The organism is Pseudomonas sp. FW305-25, from assembly GCF_017351415.1.
Taxonomy (GTDB): Bacteria; Pseudomonadota; Gammaproteobacteria; order Pseudomonadales; family Pseudomonadaceae; genus Aquipseudomonas; species Aquipseudomonas chlororaphis.
Genome location: NZ_JACNDE010000028.1, coordinates 25,472 through 46,609 on the forward strand (window position 1 = coordinate 25,472; position 21,138 = coordinate 46,609).

The window sequence follows — 21,138 nt, forward strand, 5'->3', positions numbered from 1 at the left end:
TCAGCCGAAGAACGCTCGAGCATGGACATGGACATTCCCGGCTATGGGATCGAGCGCGAGCTGGGCGAGGGCGCCATGGCCACGGTCTACCTGGCGACCCAGCGCTCGCTGGAGCGCAAGGTGGCGCTCAAGGTCATGGCCGCCGCGCTGGCCGCCGACCGCAGCTTCTGCGAGCGCTTCCTGCGCGAGGGCAAGACCCTGGCGCGGCTCTCCCACCCGCACACCGTGACCATTTACGACATCGGCAATGCCGGCCACTTCTATTACATGGCCATGGAGTACCTGCCGAACGGGACGCTGAAGGAACGGATCGCCGAGGGGCTCAGCCCGCAGCAGGGACTGGTCTACCTGCGCCAGATCGCCCTGGCCCTGGGGTATGCCCATGCCCAGGGCCTGGTGCACCGGGACGTCAAGCCGGCCAATATCCTGTTCCGCGCCAACGGTTCGGCGGTGCTCTCGGACTTCGGCATCGCCAAGTCCCTGGAGGACAGCACCCAGTTCACCCAGGCCGGTTTCGCCGTGGGCACACCCAGCTACATGAGTCCTGAACAGGCCCGCGGCCAGCAGATCGACGGGCGCACCGATCTCTACGCCCTGGGGGTGGTGCTCTACGAGATACTCACCGGCAAGCTGCCCTATACCGGCAGCGACTCGCTGTCCACGGCCCTGGCCCACTTGACCGAGCCGCTGCCCGAACTGCCCATGACCCACGGCCGTTACCAGGGGATTCTGCGCAAGCTGCTGGCCAAGGACCCGGCCGAGCGTTTTGCCGATGCCGATGCCCTGATCGCCGCGCTGGACAACCTGCCGCCCGCCGGGCCGGCCGATGCCGAGGCGACGCAGATCCGCCCATTGCCGTTGCCCGCCGCGGCGGCCGCCGGCCAATCCGCGACGACCGGCCTGGGCGGGATGACGCCGGTTTCCCTGGACATGCCGCCGCTCGCTGCGCCAGAGCCTGAGCCAGCCGCCACGGCCAGATCCGAACAGGCCGCAAGCCTCGGTGCGGAGCCGCCGGCCGGGTCGCGCGGGCCGTTGCTGGCGCTGCTCGGTGTGGCCGTGGCCGGCGCACTGGCCCTGGCTGGCGGGGGCTACTGGTGGCTGCGCTCGGCGCCGCCGGCGGAACCGGAAAACGGTCAGGTCGAGGCCAAGAAAACGCCGGCTGGCGGCGGGGTGCAGGACTCGCCCGCCAAGACGGCCAGCGCAGCGCAACCGCCGCTGACGACGAACGCCGACGGCGGCGACCGGCCGCTGCTGATGCCGGGCAAGAAAACCCTGTTCCAGCGCGTGCTGAGCAAGCCCGGCGCACAGGTATCCAGCCAGCCGGGAGCGGCGCCCAGCGGTGCCGCGCTGCCGGCGTTCTCGGTGCTGTATGTCTATCAGCGCCAGGCGGTGGCGGGTGGCACCTGGCTGGAGGTCGGCGCCGCCAGCGATGGCCAGCGCGATGGCTGGTTGCCGGCCGAGCAGGTCAGCGACTGGAAGCAGAGCCTGGTGCTGAAATTCACCGAGCGCTCCGGTCGTTCGCCGGTCATGTTCCTGCGCGAAGCAAGCACCCTCGAACGGTTCCTGGCGGACACGGCGCAGGCCCGCGCGGCCCTGCACAAGGCGCAGAACGAAGGCAGCGTGGACCCGCAGATCGTCGCGCTGGAGCCTGTGGCCAGCGCCATCCCCCAGGACCAGTTCTACCTGCTGCCGATTTTCGAGGCCCGCGAGAGTTTCGATGCCGACGGTCAGCCGGTGCAGTTGCTCAATGTGGCCTCCATCGACCCTGGCAATACGCCCCTGGGCAAGGCCGGGGGGGCGGCCAAGGCCGCCAGCGATGCCTTTCGCACGGCGATCGTGCTGGTGGTCGACACCTCGGTGTCGATGCAGCCCTACATCGACCGGGTGCGCCAGGTGGTGCAGGCGTTGCACCGGCAGATCGCCAGCCGTGGCGACCTGGACAGCGTCAGCTTCGGCCTGGTGGGGTTTCGCAGCAATGTCGAGAAAACCCCGGGCCTGGAATATGTGGCGCAAACCCTGGTGAGCCTGGAGCAGGGCCGTGATCCACAGCGCTTCCTCGAGCTGGCTGGCCAGGTCAAGGCCACCAAGGTATCCAGCCACGCCTTCAATGAAGATGCCTTCGCCGGTGTGATGGCGGCGGTCGAGGGCATGGACTGGAGTCCCTATGCCGGGCGGCTGATCCTGCTGGTCACCGACGCTGGCGCCCTGCGCAAGAACGATCCGCTGGGGCACACCCAGATGAACGAAGCCGAGGTGCGCGAAGCCGCCCTCAGTAAACGGATCAAGCTCTATGCGCTGCACTTGCGCACCGAGGCGGGCCGGAAAAACCATGACTTCGCCGAGCAGCAGTACCGCAGCCTGACGGCCGACGCCAACCCGCAGATCGGCGACCTGTACATTCCGGTGGCGGGCGGCGATGTCGGTCGCTTCGGCGATACGGTCGCCGAGATCGGCTCGGTATTCGCCGAACAGGTGCATCAGGCGCGCAACAACCAGCTGCCGAGCCTGCCGCCGCCACAGGGGGCACCGAGCGTCGCGAGCAAGGCCACGGCCATCGGCTACGCCATGCAGATGGACTTTCTCGGTCGCCAGTCGGCGGTCCGTGCACCGCAGCTGATCACCGCCTGGACCTCCGACCATGACCTGACCAACCCCTCGCTGCCGGCCTTCCAGGTCTGCGTGCTGCTGACCAAGCTGCAGCTCAACGACCTGCAGCAGTCGCTGAAACTGATCGTCGATGCGGCCCGCCGTACCCAGACCTCGCCCAAGGACTTCTTCCAGGAAATCGCCAGCGCCAGTGCCCACATGAGCCGCGACCCGACGCGGTTGAAGCAGGGCGGCAACCTGGTCGAAGGCGGCATCCTCGGCGAGTACCTGGACGGCCTGCCGTATCGCAGTAAATCGCTGACTATGACCCAGGACCTCTGGCTGTCCCTGAGCGTGGCCGAGCAGCAGGACTTCATCGACGAGCTGGAGTCGAAGATCCGCCTGTACGAGACTTTCCACAACGACAGCGCCAACTGGGTCCGCTTCGGCGAGGCCCAGCCGGGCGATGCGTTGTACCGCGTACCCCTGGCGACGCTGCCCTGATGCTCAAGCTCAGAGATATTCGCAAGACCCGCGGCGAGGGACCACAGCGCTACAGCCTGGTGGTGCCCCGGCTCGACCTGCGAGCGGGCCAGCGCCTGGCGCTGGTAGGCCCCAGCGGCAGCGGCAAGAGCACCCTGCTGGACCTGCTGGCCCTGGTGCTGTCCCCGGACCCGGGTGGTGTCTTCGAATGCCACGCCGACGACCGTACGCTGGATGTCGCCGGGCTCTGGCGCAGCGGCCGCCAGGATGTGCTGGCCGGGCTGCGCAGCCGGGTCATGGGCTATGTGCTGCAGACGGGCGGGTTGCTGGGGTTTCTCGACGTGCAGCGCAATATCGGCTTGTCGCGGGCGCTGCTCGGCCTGCCGGCCGATGCCACGGTCAGGCGCCTGGCCGAGCAGCTGGAAATCGCCGACCAGTTGCACAAGCTGCCGGCGGCACTGTCCGTGGGCCAGCGCCAGCGGGTGAGCATCGCCCGGGCCCTGGCCCATGGGCCGAGCATCGTGCTGGCGGACGAGCCCACCGCCTCGCTGGACCCGCTGAACGCCGAACGGGTCATGCAACTGCTGGTGGCCCAGGCCGAGGAGCGCGGCGTGTGCATCCTGGTCGCCACCCATGACGAGGCGCTGGCCCGGCGCGTCGGGCTGCAGCTACATCCCTTGCAGGTGCAGCGCGGCGCGGATGGCGGGGTCACCGCGACCCTGGCGGGAGGTGGCTGATGCGGCTTGCCCTGATGGCCCTGCTGGCCTGGCACGACTACCGCGCCGAGGTGCGCCTGTCGGTTTGCGCGGTTTTGGCCCTGGTCGCCGTGCTCGCGCCCTTGCTGGTGCTGTTCGGCCTCAAGTTCGGCCTGGTCACCACCCTGACCGAACGCCTGGAGCGCGACCCCGCCGTGCGCGAAGTGGTGCCCATGGGCGGCGGGCGCTTCAGCGCCCAGGCCATCGCCGAGCTGGCCGCGCGTCCCGAAGTGGCCTTCGTTGTGCCGCGTACCCGACAGATCGCCGCGACCGCCGACCTCTACCCGGACGCGGCCGGCCAGGCGTTGACGGTCGAGATGATCCCCACCGCCGCGGGCGACCCGCTGGTGGCGCCCACGCTGCTGCCCGATGCGCCGGATCAGGTACTGCTCAGCCAGCGGGCGGCGGAGAAACTCGGGGTCCAGGGCGGCGACATGCTGAGCGCCGCGTTCGGCCGTCAGGTCGGCGGGCGCCAGGAATACCAGCGCGTCCGCCTGCGGGTGCAGGGGGTCTTGCCACTCGCGGCCTTCCAGCGCGATGCGCTGTTCGCGCCCCTGGCCCTGCTGGAAGCCGCCGAAGACTACCGCGATGGCCTGGCCTGGCCTGGGTACCTGCCACAAGCGAACAGGGCGCGGGTGTATCCGGGGTTCCGTCTCTATGCCGCGGACCTGGACGGCGTGGAGCGCCTGCGCCGGTATTTCGCCGAGCGCCAGCTGGAAGTCGCGACCCAGGCCGGCGTCATCGCCCAGGTGCGCTCCCTCAGCCACAACCTGACCCTGGTGTTCTGGGTCATCGCCAGCCTGGCCCTGGCCGGGGCCTTCGCGGCGATGACCGCCAGCGCCCTGGCCGCCGTCGAGCGCAAGCGCAGGGCCTTGTCGGTGTTGCGCCTGCTGGGTTTTTCGACAGGCGCCCTGATCGCCTTCGTCGTACTGCAGGCGCTGTACACCGGGGTGTTCGGCCTGCTGCTGGCCTGGGGCTTGTACGGCATGGCCGAAACCGGGCTGAACCGGCTGTTCGCACCGGCGACGGGGGAGTTCGCCTGCCGGCTGCTGCCGGTCCACTACCTGCTGGCCCTGCTGCTGACGCTGCTCTGCTGCCTGCTGGCGGCGGCCTCCGGTGGCTGGCGCGCGGCGCGGATCGAAGCATCGGAAGGACTGCGCGATGTCTAACTGGCGGAGGGTTCTGGTCTGGCGGAGGGGCCTGGTCTGGCTGAAGGCTCTGGTCATGCTGGCGCTGGCCGGCGCGGCGCAGGCGCAGGACGCCCCTGCGGATAACCCGAAACCGCTGCCCGATGACCTCAGCCTGCCGCTGCCTTGCGAAGGCGAATTGGTGTTCCGCTACGTCTATGTCCTCGCCAAGGGCACCCTGGACGACCGTGAGGTCAATCTCGGCTATCCCTTCAGCGATGACGATCCGGGCTACCGGCAATCCTTCATCTCCGGTTATCGGCGCGACTACATCAACGGTCAGTTCGTCCTCGACGACCTGCCGGCCGACTGGCAAGCCCGAATCGCCCCGACCCTGCCCAAGAGTGAGGCCGACAGCCTGCTCAAGCCGATGTTCTATTTTGTCGGCAAATACGAGGTCACCGAGCGCCAATACGCCCTGGTCATGGCCCAGGAGGCGGCCTTGGCCGGGCAGGGCGAGGCACCAGCCTGCGCCCCCATGAGCGACATGTCCGCGCGCTTGCCCAAGGTCAAGCTGTCGCGCCTCGAGGCCGAGCGCTTTGCCGCGGTGTACAGCGCCTGGTTGCTCAAGTACCACCGCGACCGGTTGCCGGTCAGCGGCCGCGGCAAAGCGGCCGAGGACGGCGGGATGGGCTTCGTCCGCCTACCGACCGAAGTGGAGTGGGAATTCGCCGCCCGCGGTGGCCATGCGGTCAGCCGCCAGGCGCTGGAGGCGCGCTTGTTTCCGCGCAAGGTGCAAGGCAGCGACAGCGATGGCCCGCTAGGGGACTGGGCGGTGTTCAGCCAGGTCGCCGGGGGCACGGGGCAGGGCGCGCGGCTGTTGCCGGTCGGGCTGAAAAAGCCCAATCCGTTGGGATTGTTCGACGTGATCGGCAATGCCGCGGAGATGGTCCAGGAGTCCTTCCAACTGGTCCACGCCGGTCGCCGCCAGGGCAGTTACGGCGGTTTTGTGGTCAAGGGCGGCAACTACCTGGAAGGCGAGCTGACGCTGTTCACCGGCATGCGCCGGGAATACCCGCTGTTCGCCGCCGACGGCAGCGAACAGCGCAACGCCACCACCGGTTTTCGGGTGGCCCTGGGCGCGTTGTCGGCACCGCGCTCACGCTTTGATGAACTGTTCGAGCAGTGGCAGAAGGAAGGCCGCCTGGCGGGACTGACCGATGAAATCGAGGCTGCCGAAGACCCGACCCAGTTACTGGACAGTCTCATCGCCAGCAGCACCGACCCGAACCTGCAGGCCCGCCTAGCGCGGGTGAACGAAGAGCTCAAGCGCAATGTGTCGCTGATCGCCCGGCAGCGCGAGGAGGCCGCAGGCAACCTGATCCAGTCGGCGGCCCTGGTGGCCGAGACGGTCAACAACTACAACATTCGCCTGACCAACCTGAAGAAGGATCGCGATCAGGCGCGGGCCGCCCAGGACGAAGCCACCGCCAAGCTCTATGAAACGGCCATCGCCAATGGGCGCAGTGCGCTTGAGGGTGCCCTGGCGATCTACATCGACAACCTGGCGACCGGAACGCGCTACACCGACGAGGTGATCCAGACGCAGTTCCAGCGGACCCGGGAAGAGCTCAATCACAAACCGGTGCTGGGAAAAAGCCTCATGGCCCGTGCCACGCTTTTCGTCAGGCACGTGGGGCAGTTTCGCCAGCAGCACCGAGCCGATCCGGAGACGATCCTGAAGGAGCTTCTTGCCCCCTGAGCAGGGTGTCGGAACGGTCGTCGGTGGCGGCGAAGACCCGCTAGGCTGGATGTAGCATCGGCAGGCTTCGCTCACGTGGGACAGCGCTCACTCTGCGTCGAAGCCGAAACGCAATTGATACGCACAAAAAGGAGAGACATGACCATGGATACTTCACTCAAGAACTGCGCTTCGACCCTGGCTCGTACCCTGCCGTTGCCTGGCGTGGTCTGCTGCGCCCTGCTGCTGAGCGGATGCGCGGGCTTCGGGGCTCCAAGCTCGAAGGTCGCGGCCCAAACCAAGGTCGAGTACTACCCGCAATGCTATGAGCCGGTCAGCCAACTGCGCAGTTCCGACAAGTCGATGACCAAGTCGGTGGCCACCGGCGCGATTGCCGGTGGCCTGCTCGGCGGCCTGACCGGGGCCCTGGTCGGCAATAGCGGCGATGCCGGCCGCAATGCCCTGATAGGCGCCGCCGCCGGGGCCCTGGTCGGGGGCGCGACCGGCTACTACAGCGAACGCCAGAAGCAGATCAGCGACGACCGTGCGCGCATTGCTTCCTACGCCAGCGACTTCGACCAGAGTAGCGGCGAAATCGACCGCAGCATCAGCTACACCCGTACCGCGCAGAACTGCTACCAGCGCGAGTTCACCTCACTGCTCAATGCGCGCAAGACGAAGAAGATCGGCGACAGTGAAGGGCGCCTGCGTCTGGCCGAGATCGTCAGCGGCCTGAAGGAAACCAACGAGCTGATGGCCGCCGCGGACGGGCGTGCCGGCGAGAGCATCGATGTCTACACCCAAGCCTATGAGAAAGACCTGCAGACGGTCGGTGTGCAACGCCAGGACGTTGCTCAGGTGGCCGCCGTGAAGCCTCCGGCCGCCACCGATAAGAAGGCGGCCAGCAAGAAGGCCAGCACCAAGACAGCGACGAAGACGAATGTGCCCAAGGAAGCCGTCACCACCGAGCGCACCTTGCAGCAAGCCACGGCCAAGCGTGCGGAAGGCCAGAAAGTCGCCGCTCGTGGCCAGACCATGGTCAACGACGTGTGCAGCAACCCCGACATGGGTGACTGGGCACCGCCTGCCTGCTCGAAAGCCTGATGCGGGAAAGGGGGAGTGGGATCCTGTCTATGGCCATCGCCGGCAGGTATCTGGCTCGTCACGTTGATCGCCCGGTCGAGGACTCTGGCAAAGAGGTGGTGGGCCTCTTTCCAGGGTTTGGGTGAGCCGATTGGAAGCTCAATCTGTTTGACGACGGACACGCATCATCACGGGTGCCTGATCCAGAAGGCTTTGCATTTGTTCCAGAGCCTTGCTGTCCGCTCGACGGTAGCGGCAGGCCGTTTCGGTCAAGCTGCATGCCAGGACGATCGTGTCCTTTCAAAAGGTTAATACCCCGTCTCGGGAGGATGGCATCTGATGGTTAGCATCTTCCACACCATCAGTGCACCGGAACGGGCGGGCCATCATGGCGAAAAAACCTGCGGATATGGCGGTCGTCACCGGTCTTTTCCCTTTGATTTCAATAGGGCGGATGGCTAGATGCGAGTCTCGTTTCCCGCGCCATTGGCTTTTTTTGCGCGCGTGTTTCCGTTGTATGCATCTCGCCTACTTACCTCGATTTGCACTGCGAGCCACTTCACCTTGATGCGCTACGCGAGGCGAAGGATCAACCCAATTGGCCACTGGCCCACTTGCCAGTTCTGCCACCAGTCGTGTGGCCAACCCAAAAGAGAATCGCCTAAGCTCGGGAACGGCCGTGGCCTCCCAATACTGTGCCTTGAGCATCGGTCCCACGTAGCTCAGCCACGGGGTCGGTTGGTTTTCTTGATTTTGTACACGCAATTGCTCGTCCACCAGTATCCCTAAGCCACACGGGGCTTCACTAATCAGACCTTGTTCTCGCAAGGTATTGACGAGGGGATCATCGACTAGATGGATGTCGATATTGGGTCCAGTGCAATTTATGATCTTGCTTACCTTAAGGGATTCCGTTGTTTGGTCACGGCGTCGTTGGAAGTCGACAATCAGCGCCTTGCCCAGCAGCGCAACATTGCTCAGTCTGCCGGCATGAAGAACCAGTTGCCCGCTGTCCAGATGTTGTTGGAAGTGCTGGAACGTAACCGGAGCCAAGCGATGACGATGGATGTCCCACCAAGGTTGGACATGACGCAAAAATTGCCGTTGTTGCGCGCTATCCATGGCGCGCCAGAGTTTTTGTACCCAAGGGCGAAGGTCGTCGATCACGCCCCGCCAGTCGCCACCTTGGTGCTGATAGTCCTTGACCAACTGGCGGAGCTTCGCCATCAGTCGTCGGGGGGAGCCGCGTCCCAGGTATACAAGGCGAGGTAGAGGAGGTGTGGCGATAGGCAGGTGGCCCAAGGGCATCAGGCCGCGCCGAGACAGTAAATGGATCGGTCCGCGGTGGCCTTGCTGAAGCAGCACCAACGCCACGTCAATCGCCGTAAGGCCGGTGCCGAGTAGCAACACGGCGGAGTCCGGATCAGGTGGCAAGGGTATGGGCGCTTCCCAGGGATTATGCAGGTAGGTCTGTGAACGCAGGGTTTTATTCAAGTTGCAGCAGTCGGCGGGTGGGAAGTTACCAAAGGCGAGCACTACATGATCCGCCTTGAGCGTACTGCCATTCGATAGGTTGAGCTGGGCGCCTTGGCCATTAGGATGTAAATGTGTGACCTCCGCGACAAGCCGCAACAACGGCACGCTTGGATTCAGTCGTTCAGCTTCGTCGAGCACCTCGTTTAAGTAGCTGCCATAAAGACTGCGAGTAACAAACGAAGCATTGTCGACACCATGCTGTCGGCTTTTGCAAAACTTCAGGAAGTCGTCTGGCACGTCCTCCAGAGCACTCATTCTACCGACGCTTGCATTCAACAGATGGAGGGGGCTATTGGTGCCATAGGCCAGTCCTCGCGCCATGGCTCTTGTGCGGTTTATCAATATTATCTGCAGACCGGTGCAGCCGCTGCGCATGATCTGTGCCGCGGTGGCCACACCGCTAAAGCCAGCCCCGACGATAACCAGAGTCTTCATGATATTTACCCGTTGCTGATGTGCCGGCTAACCCCTGAGTCGATGATTCTGCAGGAACGCTTCAATGGTGTGCGCAGCCTGTTCGACAGAGGAGGTTGCGCTGTCGATCACAATGTCGGGAGACACTGGTCGTTCATAGGGTGAGTCGATTCCGGTGAAGTTCTTGATCAAGCCCTTTCGAGCTTTGGCATAAAGACCCTTGGGATCGCGCCGCTCTAAGACATGGAGTGGTGCATCAATGAATATTTCAATGAAGTCGCTGGGGTCGAACAGCGCTCTGGCCATGCGACGTTCCTGTTCGAACGGCGAGATCAGGCACACTAAGGTGATCACTCCTGCGTCCACCATCAGTTTGCCCACCTCGGCCGTACGCCGGATGTTTTCCTTACGGTCGTCATCGGCAAAACCCAGGTCGGCGGTCAAGCCTTGGCGAAGTCGGTCGCCGTCCAATAGACATGTATGCAGTCGGTTCACATGCAGGTTGGCCTGGACCCGGCTGGCAATACATGACTTGCCTGCGCCGGACATGCCGGTGAACCACAACAGAAGAGACCGGTGACCTTTAAGGTTGGACTGGTCCTGGCGTTCAATCTCGAAGCAGTGGGATACCAGATCCGGATTTGGATGGACCTTTAAAGGCAATGCCAGCGAAGAAGGCATGAGATATCTCCGTGGGGCTGATGACGGTCAGAATTCAATTACTGCGCGATAGCGCACTTCGTTGTTGCGCAGGGCATCCAGAGCTTGGTTGATTTGTGCCGCCGGGTAGGTTTCCACTAGAGGCCACACGTGATGCTCACTTGCAAACGCCAGCATCTGCAGCATGTCGTGACGCCCGCCGACGTTGGCGGTGCTGACGGTCAAGGTCTTGTACGTCATGGCCGCAATGTCCAATGTCACCGGGTTGGGCATTCCGGCAAAACACAGAGTGCCGTGGGGCCGCAACAAAGCCATGGCGCGAACCCAGTCTTGATCGTTGGAGGCAGTAATTAGCAGGAAGTCCAGGGAGTTCTCCTGGGCCTGCAACGTGGCCGGGTCCAAGGTGTGGAAGTAGCGTGCCCCCAGCTCCATGGCCTGATCTCTTTTGTCGTATGAACTCGACAGCGCGGTCACGGTGCAACCGAACTTGGCGGCGAACTGAATGGCCAGATGGCCGAGCCCCCCGATACCCAATACCCCGACCCGCATTTCCGGTCGTGTGCCGCGCAGCAGCGCGGTAAATACGGTTTGCCCTGCGCAAAACAGCGGCGCAGCCACATGAGAGGGTAGGGCTTCGGGGATCGCAAACACGAATCGTGCATCGCAGGTCAGGAAGTCGGCAAACCCCCCTCGATGACCATCACTGCACGTGGGGACCACGTTCGGGCAATGTTGCTCCTCGCCCTTCAAGCACCATTCACAGGCCAGGCAGGCACCCTTGTACCAGCCAACACCGACCCGTTGCCCTGGGGCAAGGTTGGCCACCGACGATCCGGTGCGGACCACCCGTCCCACCACTTCATGACCACAAATTTGCGGGTATTGGGAGGCTTCGCCCCAATTACCTTCGATCAAATGCAAGTCACTGGTGCAGGCCCCGCAATGGGTGACTTGGATCTCTACTTCATTAGCAGTCGGATCCGGACGTGAATAGGTGAAAGGTTCTAGTGGCGAACCCGGGCGATAGGCCGCCCATCCGGTGGTGGTGCGCGTCATGGGGTCTCTCCTGTGTAAAGGTTGAGCGCCGTGAGGTACTGCTGGGTCCATTCGGCATCGATCACGGGGCAACTCAGGTGGTCGAGTTGCAAAGGGGCCGGATGGTTGAAGTGGATAAAGTCATCGATGATCATCGGAAGGATCAGCAAGGTGCGTTGCAGGACGGTGTTGCCAGGTGACAGACTCCTGAGTCTGGCTTGCCATTCGGCTAGGGGAAGAGCGGCGAACTGGGCTTGCCCCACCAGCGTTTGCATCCAGGCGCAGAGTTGAACCCATTGGGTGTTCGGTGCGGGGTTGTACAGATGCTGGATCGGCGACGAGTCCATCACCGGGTTGCCGAGAGCGGTATGGACGAAAACCTGGGCGACATAATCTACTGGTGTCAGGTTCAGGGACCAGCTTCTTTCCTCTGGCCAGGCCTTGAGCGTAAGACAGCTGCGAATCATCAGACCGACATAATCGTCCGGGTTGATGGGGGAGGAGGCGTAGGCCCGAGCGGGGGCACTGATGTCACCGCATCGCAGGATGCTCAGCCTGATTCCCTGGTTTTTGCAGAACGCCATCGCCACCTGTTCGGCCACCAGCTTAGCTCGGTTGTAGCCCGTGGTCGGGACCGCCTCCGGCAGGGTCGAGGCGAACACGAGAGCGGCGCCGCCCAGCGCCGCCAGGTCGAGCATTTGAAGCAAACCGCCAACATTGATCTCGGCGAGGCTTGCATAGCGCTTGAGCCAGTTGACGTCAGCTGCGCAGTGAATGATGCAATCGACATCCGCGTGCAGCCGCTGGTAATCCTCGTCCGCCAGACCAAGCTGTGCTTGCCCCAGATCTCCGGCCAAGCCTTCGACCCGACCCAGCTCCGCCACCCGTCGCTGCGCGTGGGCCGAATCATTGGCACGCACCAGACATAGAATCCTCTCCACGCCTTGCGTCTGTTGTAACTCGCGGACGATCATGCGCCCCAGATACCCCGTTGCCCCCGTGACCAGGATTGTTCGTCGCGCTTTGCGTGGCGCTACGGGCGGCGCGGTTGCACTCAACCGGGTCAAGTACCGTTCGGCTTCGGCACTGATTGAAAAATTCGCTTCACGGATCGGCGCACCCTGAAGCCGATGAGTTAGCTGTTCAGTAATTCCTGCCAGGGTCGCGTTGCGAGTGATATCGACAATGGAAAGGTCAGACTGGAATGTGCGGTTGATGCGGTTCATCAAATCCAGCAACAACAGGCTGCCACCGATGTCGATAAAGTCGCTGTCCGGCCCTAAGGTGACGCCCTGGAGATTCATGCAATCGGCCCATAACTCAGCCACTTGGATTTGGAGTGGTGTCAGCGGCTGTTCGTTGTCTGGCAGGGGAGCCAGAGCTTGTTGAAGTAGCGCTTGTGCATTGAGGCGCTTCTGGCTGGCCCCAGCAGGGATCGAGGGGGCCAGAAAGAATGCCAGCGGCACGCTGAAGGCGGGCAGGTACTGGCCGGCCCACTGGCGTAGCGTGCTGCCGGGAGGTGGATGTCCGACATTGGTTGGTGTGACAAACGCGATCAGTTGTATATCAGGACCGTCACCCCGGGTAGTTACCAAGGCATTTTGCACCTCAGGATGAGACATCAAGACCCGTTCCACATCGGCACTGAAAATCTTGAAGCCACGCAGCTTCAAATGAGTCGTGGCGCGGCCCATAAGGTCGATACCGCCGGCCTCGGTCAGTCGTACAACATCGCCGGTTCGCAGCAGCCGTCGAGCCAGATCCGGCTGCACGATTGCCAGGGGATTGGTCACGAATGCCTTGCGGTTGGCGGCATCGTCCTTGAGATAGCCCGGGCTAAGTCCCGGACTGTTCACGTAAAGCTCGCCTTGCCCTCCCAGAGGAACGCATTCAAGCGTCGAATCTAATACGTACGCCTGGGTGTCGGGGGTAAAGTGCAAGCGACCGTCCGGGCTTGATAGCGCAACATCTCCGGCTTCATTCGAACCGTACAGATCCAGCACCAGGCATTGGGGCAGGTAACGTATGAGCTCCATGCGGGTAGCTGGTGGCAACTGTTCGCCGCTCAACCACAGGGTGTGCACGCCGGCAAAGGCCTGTTGGAAAGCACGCTTGTCCTGGAGCAAGCCCGCGACCAAGCTGGGAGTGATCATTAGTTGGGTGAGCCGGCCCTCCCGGACAAAGTTTCTCAGTGCCTGTGGGGCCAACACCATTGTGTCCGGGATCAGACATGCGACCGCACCACTGAAAATGGGGTAGTACACATAACCGGTCATCCAGGCATTGAGGCCAATGCGGTCTCCGGGTCTGATGTATTTTTGCCAAAAGGCCAGAGAGTCGAGGCGGCCGCTTTCATCGATGGTTACAACCTTTGCTGGTCCGGTGGTACCCGAGGTCAGCAAGCCATAGGCCAAGGTACCGAAGGGTTGCGCCCGAACTATTGGGGCCTCTCCGGTCAGGGCAGGCAGGTTGTCCAGCAGCAGGGTTCGATAGCTTCCAGGTAGTGCCTGGAGGGTACGTGCATCACCCACCACGACCACTGGCTCGAGGTTAGCAAGGGCCTTGGTAGTGCCGTCCACGCCATACCAATCAGCGATATCCAGGTAGGGCCAACCTAGCAGACTACAGGCCGTCATGGTGACCAAGGTGCGCAAGTCCCTGTCCAGGCGAATGGCGACCCACCCAGCCTTAGGACAGGTCTGAGCCAGGCGTTCGGCCAAGCGACAAGCATGATCATTGAGGTCTCGGGCGCTGAGACTCTGCTGGGGAGTGATAGCGACGATGCTGTCGGGGGCGTCTTGTAGCAATGCGGACAGGTGTTCGTTCCAAGACAGTTGGGGATAATTGGTTTGGCAGTTAAGGCGATTGGTCGCGATCTGCAACTCCCGGCTGAGTTGGGTTGCCGCATGTACGCTCTGAGCAATCAGTGAGTTGACTTCATCCAGGTTCGGGTTGAATCGATCAACAGCAACCAAGGGGACCTGTGTCTGCCGTGCTTGCAGACTGTCCGGGCCGATAAGGCATAGCAGACGACTCCCCAGGTGTTGCACGAACCCAAGGGAAATGGGGTCTTCATCGGGTACCAGCGCCACCAGAGGTAAAGCTTGCAGTAGTTCGACCTCCCGGGTGATTGCATCAAAGTGGGACGGTTCGGGCTTATCCCATAGCCATACGGCATAGTCATCGAGCAGGTGCGCTGCCCATTGCAGGGCGCGTATTTGCTGTTTCTTCGTCGAAACAATCAACAACACTTGCAGGCGTGCAGCGGCCGGCTCATATAGACAATAGAGGTGGTCCGGCGTGGATGTCAGGCGTTGCCAAGTGGCTGCCAGCTGGAACAACTTGTAGATGGACTGTTTGTTCCGTGCCGTGCGTTCAACCGCTTCCGGGAACATCATCGCAGGGTGCGCCACTTGGGCGAAGCCGGAGGAGCGCTCGGCATCGTCATGCCAGCCTTTGAAAAACTGCCATTGTTCGACCTTTTCCGGTGCCCAGCTCAACAGACGGGGTGAAAAGTCGATGCCAGCAAAATCGCAGAAGCGCATCAAAGTGCCTTGAGGATCGCTCATTAAGTCGGCATCGCTGTCCAGGTACAACACCTGACTAGAGTCGCAATGTCCAAGCACCAGATCATGAATGCGCGCTAACTCATCGAACCCTGATTCGTCAGCATCAAAATAGGTGGTGCCGCCGCTCTGACTGACCCGGTAAAGCGACTGCATGACGTCCAGTGGTCGGCGCACCAGAAATACATGTTTGAATCCCGTCAGCCACGCACCGTTGATGGCCTGGAAATCGAAGAAGTAGGCGATCTCCTTGGAAAACTGCAAGCGCTGGGGCGGAGCAGGATGTTCACACAACAGTCCCATCGCCTCGGTGTAACCAGTAATGCCGGGCAGTCCATGATCGGTCTGACGGGTATGTTCGATTAGCACATGCTTGTCCGGAAAATGCCGCGCCAGGAACGGCTCAGACAGTCGCTCATGCAGAACCCTGACGTCCGGGTGCTGCATCACGGCCCGTTCGAAAGCAGTAGACCGGCTCCGGGAAACGGCCCATAGAATCACATTGGGCAGGGGATGAGGTGACGTCAGCATAAACAGCTCCTTGGTAAGGCCTGTGCATGTGAAGTAGTCAGCGTTTGGCAGCGGGGTTTTTCAGCAGGATGAAGCCTGAGAGCAAGATAAGGACAAGGCCAGCAGCGGTCCGGCCGTTGAGCATTTCATTGAACAGCAGGGCGCCCCAGGCAATAGCGAAAATCAAGTAGGTGTAGTCGAACGCGCCGATGATCGATGTCTCGCCGACCTGATAGGCTCGGGCGATACCGGTACTGACCAGCACCATCAGAATTGCCAGAAGGACCATCACCCACCAATCGCTAACGTTCATGGCCGACCAGTCTCCTACCAAGAACCTCATTCCCTCATCAGAGGGGAAATGCGGGCCGGTCTGCGCTACCACCATGCTGCCCGCGATACCGATCAGCAGCAGTGCAATATTCAGTGTCAGAGCCAACTGCATTGGTTCCTCGTTGGCGCATTTACCCTTGGTCACGACCATCGCCAGCGCATACAGAATGGCCGCGAGAATTGGCAATAATGTCCATGTGTTGAAATCATCGGCGCTTGGCCCGAGCGTCACCACCACCCCCACAAACCCCAAGACAATGGCGAGCCATTTGCGCGAGGTGACATTCTCTTTCAATGAGATTGCCGAGAACAAAGCGATAAACAGCGGTGTCGTATAGATTGCCAACGCGGCAATGGTCAGGCTGATGAAGGGTAGTGCGCCGTAAAAAGCGATCCACATCAACGCAAGTAGCAGGCTTCTTATCCCCACCCAAAATGGGGAAAGCGGCCACAGTTGCGTTGCGCCGCGACGGTGGACCAGCCATGCCACCAGCATGCCTATGGCCAGGAGAGAGCGAATCACATACAACTGCCACATCGAGGTATCGGCACTGGTTGCCTTGATAATGGCGTCTGACACCGACAACAAAAACACTGAACCCACGACAATGAGGATACTTTGTCGGTTCTCGGCGGCCGTAACAGTTGTACTTGCTGACATGACTTTTCCTTATGTGATCGGCCTTGAGAATACTGATTGAGCGCTGGTTGTATTTAAAGTGACTTATGGTTACGCAGAAGGAATGAAAATTATGGATAATTTCAAACGCTTACTACCTCCACTTTCCAGCCTTGTTCCTTTTGAAGCAGCGGCCCGTCTAGAGAGCTTTTCCAAAGCCTCCGAAGAGCTGCATCTCACCCAGGCAGCGATCAGCAAGCAGATACGCTCCCTGGAGGAATTTCTTGGTGTGGCCTTGTTTATCCGTAGAAACCGCGCCGTATTTCTGACTGCCGCGGGTGTTGAGTTTCGTGACGCGGTACGCACGGCATTTCTGGGAATTGCGTCCCGGGCTGAAGACTTAAAAAAAGGTCGCGATAACAGTGAAGTTGTTCTTGTGGTTCAACTTTGCGAAGCCTTCTACTGGCTGACACCTAATATTCCATCACTTCATAAAAAGTACCCGGATATAGAAGTTCGCCTTAACGCTTCCACCCAACCTATTACCGAAACTGCTGAAAAGTTCGATATTGCTATCCAGACCTCAGGCCGAGCATTCGGCGATCACACGGCGCTGTTCACCTTGAGTGATGAAGTGTTTCCAGTCTGCAGCCCTCGATACTTAGCATCTTTTGCCACCCAGCCGCCGAGTCTGGAAGACCTGGCTGACTTGCCCCTGCTTCACCACGTCGCCGTACCGCAAGACTGGAGCACCTGGAGCGATTGGCTCAGTGAGTTCCGCATCAAGATAGGGGAGCCCAAGGGCAAATTCTTCGACAGTTATCCGGTCATGATGCAGGCCTGTGTCGAGGGCTTTGGTTTTGCTCTGGGGTGGCGCCGTACCAGTGAGAAAATGCTAGCCAGTGGTGAGCTGGTGCGGCCTTTCTCCGAGTCGGTCCATCTGCCGGAGGCCCTCAGTGTGTATAAATGGCGCGACACCAACCTCAGCCCACCGGCCCGTCAGTTGCTGGACTGGCTAAAGTCATCCTTCAGTGATTGAGCCAGCGCTGGCCGTCTGTAGCAGACCCAGTGCAGTCAGGGTTTTTCTCTGGATATCGTGTACGGCATGTTCGCTATTGGCACCCAGCCCCGGATCGACGATAAAGCGACCCTGGTGATAACCATCGCTGTTCAAACCGCGTTGTACGCTGGCACATAGGGGAATATCTTCCTCCCGGATCACGGCGACGAAGTCGATGACTTCCTCTTCTTCCCGGCAGGGGGTAGCGGTAGCACAGTACCACTCGACCACTTGCAGGGTTTTATCCACGGCGATAGGCACGTGGTGCAACACATTCATGTACCCCCCTGGATAGACTTCCAGACAAAAGTTCGGCCATAAATACCAGGCCCCGAACTGCCGGGACTGAGGTGATGTTTGCTTCATCGTATAGCCCTGGTTGGCGCCACTGTCACTGCTGATATGCGCGTGATAGTGCTCGTGGATCGTTAGGTGGTAACTCTTGAGGTCAAGGGTGGCCGTCGAGAGGGTGGGGTGGCACATCGGGCAGTGATAACACTCCGAGTAATTCTCCACGGATACTTTCCAGTTGGACTGAACACTGTAGTCCTTGGAGTAGGCGTGGAACAGTTTTTCCGGCGCGGGAGAAAAGGCTCGGATTGACTCTTCAAGACCAGGCAACAAAGCCTGCATGGACGCAGCGTGCGGATCGAAGTTGATAAAGATAAAGCCGCAAAATACCTCTAGTTGTACCGCTGCCAATTGAACCTGATCAGTGCAGAAATCCTTCAGGTGTTCGGACTTACGGGCGCTGATCAACTGCCCTTGAGTGTTGTAGCTCCACGCATGGTAAGGGCAGGTCAACAGTCCGGGGACGTGGCCGCTGCCTTCTACTAGCCGGTGGGCGCGATGCTGACAGACATTGTGAAAGGCTTGAAGCGAGCCGTCCTTGTCTCTGACTACCAGGGCGCTTTGTCGACCGAGGTCGCGCACGTGGTAGTCGCCTGCATTGGGAAGGGCCGAAACGTGGCACACGTACTGCCAGGTCCGGGAGAAAATCAGTTCCATTTCCCGGTCGAAGAATCGACTGTCGACGTAGTGCTCGCTGGGCAATGTGGAGGATGCAAACGGGTCGACGTCGAACCCGCGAGGCTGGTGCAAGGATAAAGGAGCGCTGGACATGGAGCCTCCATGAATCAGTTTGAAAGTCAGTGAAGATCAACTGTACTGGGCGATGGGACATTCGAACTGCCGTGGATCAAGCGTCAGCCCTAGACCCGGGCTGTCGTGCAGGTAGGCACGGCCCTGGCGGATATCGAAACTGCCTTCGGCCAATTGCACCTCGTGGTGCCGACAGCAATTCCAGCTGGCGCGATGAAAGCGGCGAGGCGTCGAAGCGGCCAGGTGCATTACCGCACTGTCGGAAACCTGCGTACCGCCTACATCTTCGATGTTCATTCGGATGCCGTGGTGAATGCAGAAGTCCCGCATTTGCCGGGCCTTGGTCAAACCGCCGACTCGGCCAATTTTTAGCCCGATCAGTTGGGCGATATTCTGGCGCTGGGCCTGTACTAGGTCGGCGAAGGTGACAATGGACTCGTCGAGAATGATCGGGTTGCGGGTCAGTTCACGCACCGCCCGGCACTGGTCCATGGACTCGCAAGGCTGTTCAAAACATACCGTTGGGTCCGCCACGCTGTTCATCACGGCGACGGCCTCGGCGACCGTCCAGGCGCGATTGACGTCGAAGGTGATGACCTCGCCGGGCACACGCTGGTCGAGCAGGTATTTGATCTGCGCCACGTCATCGTCTATACCGGTGCCGACTTTGCAGGAGTGGGTGCGATACCCTTGATTACGGGCACGCTCCAGATGCGCCATCATCTGTGCGGCATCATCGGTGGGAATGCTGCTTTGCAAGGCGACCGAGTCCTGGAATCGGCCGCCGAGCAAGGTGTACACCGGTAGTTGGCAGTGCTTGCCTAGAATGTCCCAGCACGCTAGGTCAATCGCAGCTTTTACATAGGGATGACCCGGTAGCATTACATCCATGCGTTCATTGAGCTGATCCAGATGCAAGGGATTTTCCCCTAACAGGTGTGGCGCCAACTCATCGATGCCGGCCCGTACACCCTTAGCGTAGGCCGGAAGGTAGGTGGCGCCCCATGGGCAACTTTCGCCGACGCCTACCAGGCCGCTGTCGGTCGTTACCAAGACGATCGTGGTGTCAAGTGAGGCATATTGCAGTCGGCCACCGCTGAGGCTGTATTTTTCCTTGAGTGGCACATCGAATTGAAAGACCTTGATAGAGATGATCTTCATTGAGTGATCGCTCCCTTGTGCAGGGTATGGCCGACATCTCTGGGTGGGAATGGGGAGCCCAAGATTGAGTGTCGAAAGATTTGCTCGATGACGGTCAGCCGCAGCGCCTGCAATTGTTCGCCTACCGCTGCGATGCTGTCGTAGCATGGTTCATAGGTGTCTAGATGTTCAGCCACCCAACTGGGGCCGCAACTCCAGTTCACTACCTGCTCGACTAGTGAGGCAGACAGTCCCATGGCGGTGCCAATTTCACTGGCTTCGTCCAGGATGATCTTATTGACACACGCCAGGAACTCCACCAGGTGTGAGGCCAGTTTGATCTTGTTGTTATCGGTGAAGGTGATGCCGGAATGAAACGTCTCCGGAAGTACCGGGGTGATACGTCCGAGGGTGTCCTCAACAAAAGCACCGTTGTGGCGGTAGTTGCGGTTGGCCCCGTAAGGCGAGGGTGCCTGGAAATCGGGTAGCGCCAGGCGTATATCGTTTTCCCGTTCGCTCAGTGCTGCCACTTTGACGTGGTTGTCCTGGGTGTCGAATAGTGCACCGGCTTGGCGATAGCGCTGGGCAATGATGCGCCCTAGCGGCATGGCTATCCCCAACTCATCGGCCAGCGCCTCGGTGAGATTCATGTCTTTGACGGTGATCTCCAAGGTGCAGGAATGATCGTAGCTGGCGTCGAGCATGAAGGGAGTCAGTTGATTGCTGACAAAGCAGTTGCCTCGCGAGACCTTTACGAAATCCCAAAGCCAATGCAGCGGAATGTCGTTGGCTCGGGCCAATACCAGTAATTCGGCCCAAACCGCGGTGGCGGCATAGAACAGTAAGTTGGTGAGCAACTTGACCGACTGCCCGGCGCCGATCTCACCCACATAAAATGACTTGCGGCCCATAGTTTCAAGCATGACTTGGCTCAGTCGATAGCCGCCTTCATCACCCCCGATGTAGAAGCACACATTGGCGAAATCCACTCCCATGTGGGATAGGTTGCTGACTGGCGCTTCCAGGCTGAAGATTTTCTTTCTCCTAGCCAGCGCAGCGATGTGACGGGTGTTGTGATAGTCAGTGGTTGAGGTGTCGATCCACACGGTATTCACCGTCATTCCGGCCAGCGCACCGTCTGGGCCAGTCATGGTCTCAAGCACATGGTGAGGCAGCGGCAGGCAGGTCACGACAATCTGGCAATTGCTAGCGCACAACGCGGGGGTGGCTTTCCAATGAGCCCCCAGGTCGATGATCGGACGGGCGTGTGTAGGGTCAATGTCATACACCTGAACTTCATAGCCGGCGTTCAACAGGCGTTCTATCAAGGGGCGGCCCATATTTCCGGTGCCAATAAAGCCGATTTTCGGCGCAGCAGCTTGCATATCA

Annotated in this window: 14 protein-coding genes; 6 read left to right on the top strand and 8 right to left on the bottom strand. The window is 60.8% G+C overall.

Annotated features, from left to right (window positions below; genetic code table 11):
* Positions 1 to 21 precede the first annotated feature (21 nt).
* The 5 genes from J4E58_RS22740 to tagQ all read left to right on the top strand — a co-directional run bounded on the left by J4E58_RS22740 (position 22) and on the right by tagQ (position 7,796).
* Positions 22 to 3,090 carry a serine/threonine-protein kinase gene (locus J4E58_RS22740; protein ID WP_087092175.1) on the top strand — a complete coding sequence of 1,023 codons (3,069 nt, stop codon included), beginning with the start codon at positions 22 to 24 and terminating at the stop codon, positions 3,088 to 3,090.
* Positions 3,090 to 3,806, top strand: a complete 717-nt coding sequence (locus tag J4E58_RS22745) for an ABC transporter ATP-binding protein (RefSeq protein ID WP_087092174.1) — start codon at positions 3,090 to 3,092, stop codon at positions 3,804 to 3,806. The genes J4E58_RS22740 and J4E58_RS22745 overlap by 1 nt, the downstream gene beginning before the upstream one ends.
* Entirely contained in the window at positions 3,806 to 4,993 is a 1,188-nt protein-coding gene (locus J4E58_RS22750; protein ID WP_087092173.1) for an ABC transporter permease, read from the top strand. The genes J4E58_RS22745 and J4E58_RS22750 overlap by 1 nt, the downstream gene beginning before the upstream one ends.
* 55 nt (positions 4,994 to 5,048) lie before the next feature.
* Positions 5,049 to 6,713 (top strand): SUMF1/EgtB/PvdO family nonheme iron enzyme, encoded by a 1,665-nt coding sequence (locus tag J4E58_RS22755; RefSeq protein ID WP_256593402.1) that lies wholly within the window; start codon positions 5,049 to 5,051, stop codon positions 6,711 to 6,713.
* A 144-nt stretch (positions 6,714 to 6,857) separates the two neighbouring features.
* Positions 6,858 to 7,796 (top strand): type VI secretion system-associated lipoprotein TagQ, encoded by a 939-nt coding sequence (gene tagQ, locus J4E58_RS22760; RefSeq protein ID WP_087092277.1) that lies wholly within the window; start codon positions 6,858 to 6,860, stop codon positions 7,794 to 7,796.
* Between the two features lie 507 nt (positions 7,797 to 8,303).
* On the opposite strand, the gene J4E58_RS22765 is transcribed toward tagQ, so the two are convergent.
* From J4E58_RS22765 to J4E58_RS22785, 5 genes are read right to left on the bottom strand one after another with little or no spacing between them, the layout of a single operon-like run.
* Positions 8,304 to 9,746: an FAD/NAD(P)-binding protein gene (locus J4E58_RS22765; RefSeq protein WP_087092171.1), complete on the bottom strand. Its 1,443-nt coding sequence runs from the start codon at positions 9,744 to 9,746 to the stop codon at positions 8,304 to 8,306.
* Between the two features lie 27 nt (positions 9,747 to 9,773).
* Positions 9,774 to 10,406 carry an adenylyl-sulfate kinase gene (cysC, locus tag J4E58_RS22770; protein WP_256583199.1) on the bottom strand — a complete coding sequence of 211 codons (633 nt, stop codon included), beginning with the start codon at positions 10,404 to 10,406 and terminating at the stop codon, positions 9,774 to 9,776.
* Positions 10,407 to 10,433: 27 nt separating this feature from the next.
* On the bottom strand, positions 10,434 to 11,441 hold the full coding sequence (locus tag J4E58_RS22775) for an NAD(P)-dependent alcohol dehydrogenase (protein WP_158247361.1): 1,008 nt from the start codon (positions 11,439 to 11,441) through the stop codon (positions 10,434 to 10,436).
* Positions 11,438 to 15,517, bottom strand: a complete 4,080-nt coding sequence (locus tag J4E58_RS22780) for an SDR family oxidoreductase (protein ID WP_087092169.1) — start codon at positions 15,515 to 15,517, stop codon at positions 11,438 to 11,440. Before J4E58_RS22780 ends, J4E58_RS22775 begins: the two co-directional genes overlap by 4 nt.
* A 37-nt stretch (positions 15,518 to 15,554) precedes the next feature.
* Complete coding sequence (locus J4E58_RS22785) at positions 15,555 to 16,490, bottom strand: DMT family transporter (RefSeq protein ID WP_087092168.1); 936 nt, start codon at positions 16,488 to 16,490, stop codon at positions 15,555 to 15,557.
* 91 nt (positions 16,491 to 16,581) lie between these two features.
* On the opposite strand from J4E58_RS22785, the gene J4E58_RS22790 reads away from it, so the two are divergent.
* A complete protein-coding gene (locus J4E58_RS22790; RefSeq protein WP_087092167.1) occupies positions 16,582 to 17,487 on the top strand; it encodes a LysR substrate-binding domain-containing protein in 906 nt (301 codons plus the stop codon).
* Here the strand turns inward: J4E58_RS22790 and J4E58_RS22795 are convergent.
* Genes J4E58_RS22795 through J4E58_RS22805 form a run of 3 tightly spaced genes read right to left on the bottom strand, consistent with a single transcriptional unit; the run spans position 17,470 to position 21,134 of the window.
* Positions 17,470 to 18,630 carry an aromatic ring-hydroxylating dioxygenase subunit alpha gene (locus tag J4E58_RS22795; protein WP_087092166.1) on the bottom strand — a complete coding sequence of 387 codons (1,161 nt, stop codon included), beginning with the start codon at positions 18,628 to 18,630 and terminating at the stop codon, positions 17,470 to 17,472. The two genes, J4E58_RS22790 and J4E58_RS22795, sit on opposite strands and share 18 nt — an antisense overlap.
* 36 nt (positions 18,631 to 18,666) lie before the next feature.
* Positions 18,667 to 19,770 carry a mandelate racemase/muconate lactonizing enzyme family protein gene (locus J4E58_RS22800; RefSeq protein WP_087092165.1) on the bottom strand — a complete coding sequence of 368 codons (1,104 nt, stop codon included), beginning with the start codon at positions 19,768 to 19,770 and terminating at the stop codon, positions 18,667 to 18,669.
* Positions 19,767 to 21,134, bottom strand: coding sequence for an NAD(P)-dependent oxidoreductase (locus J4E58_RS22805; protein ID WP_087092164.1), 1,368 nt, complete (start codon positions 21,132 to 21,134; stop codon positions 19,767 to 19,769). The genes J4E58_RS22800 and J4E58_RS22805 overlap by 4 nt, the downstream gene beginning before the upstream one ends.
* Between the last annotated feature and the right edge of the window lie 4 nt (positions 21,135 to 21,138).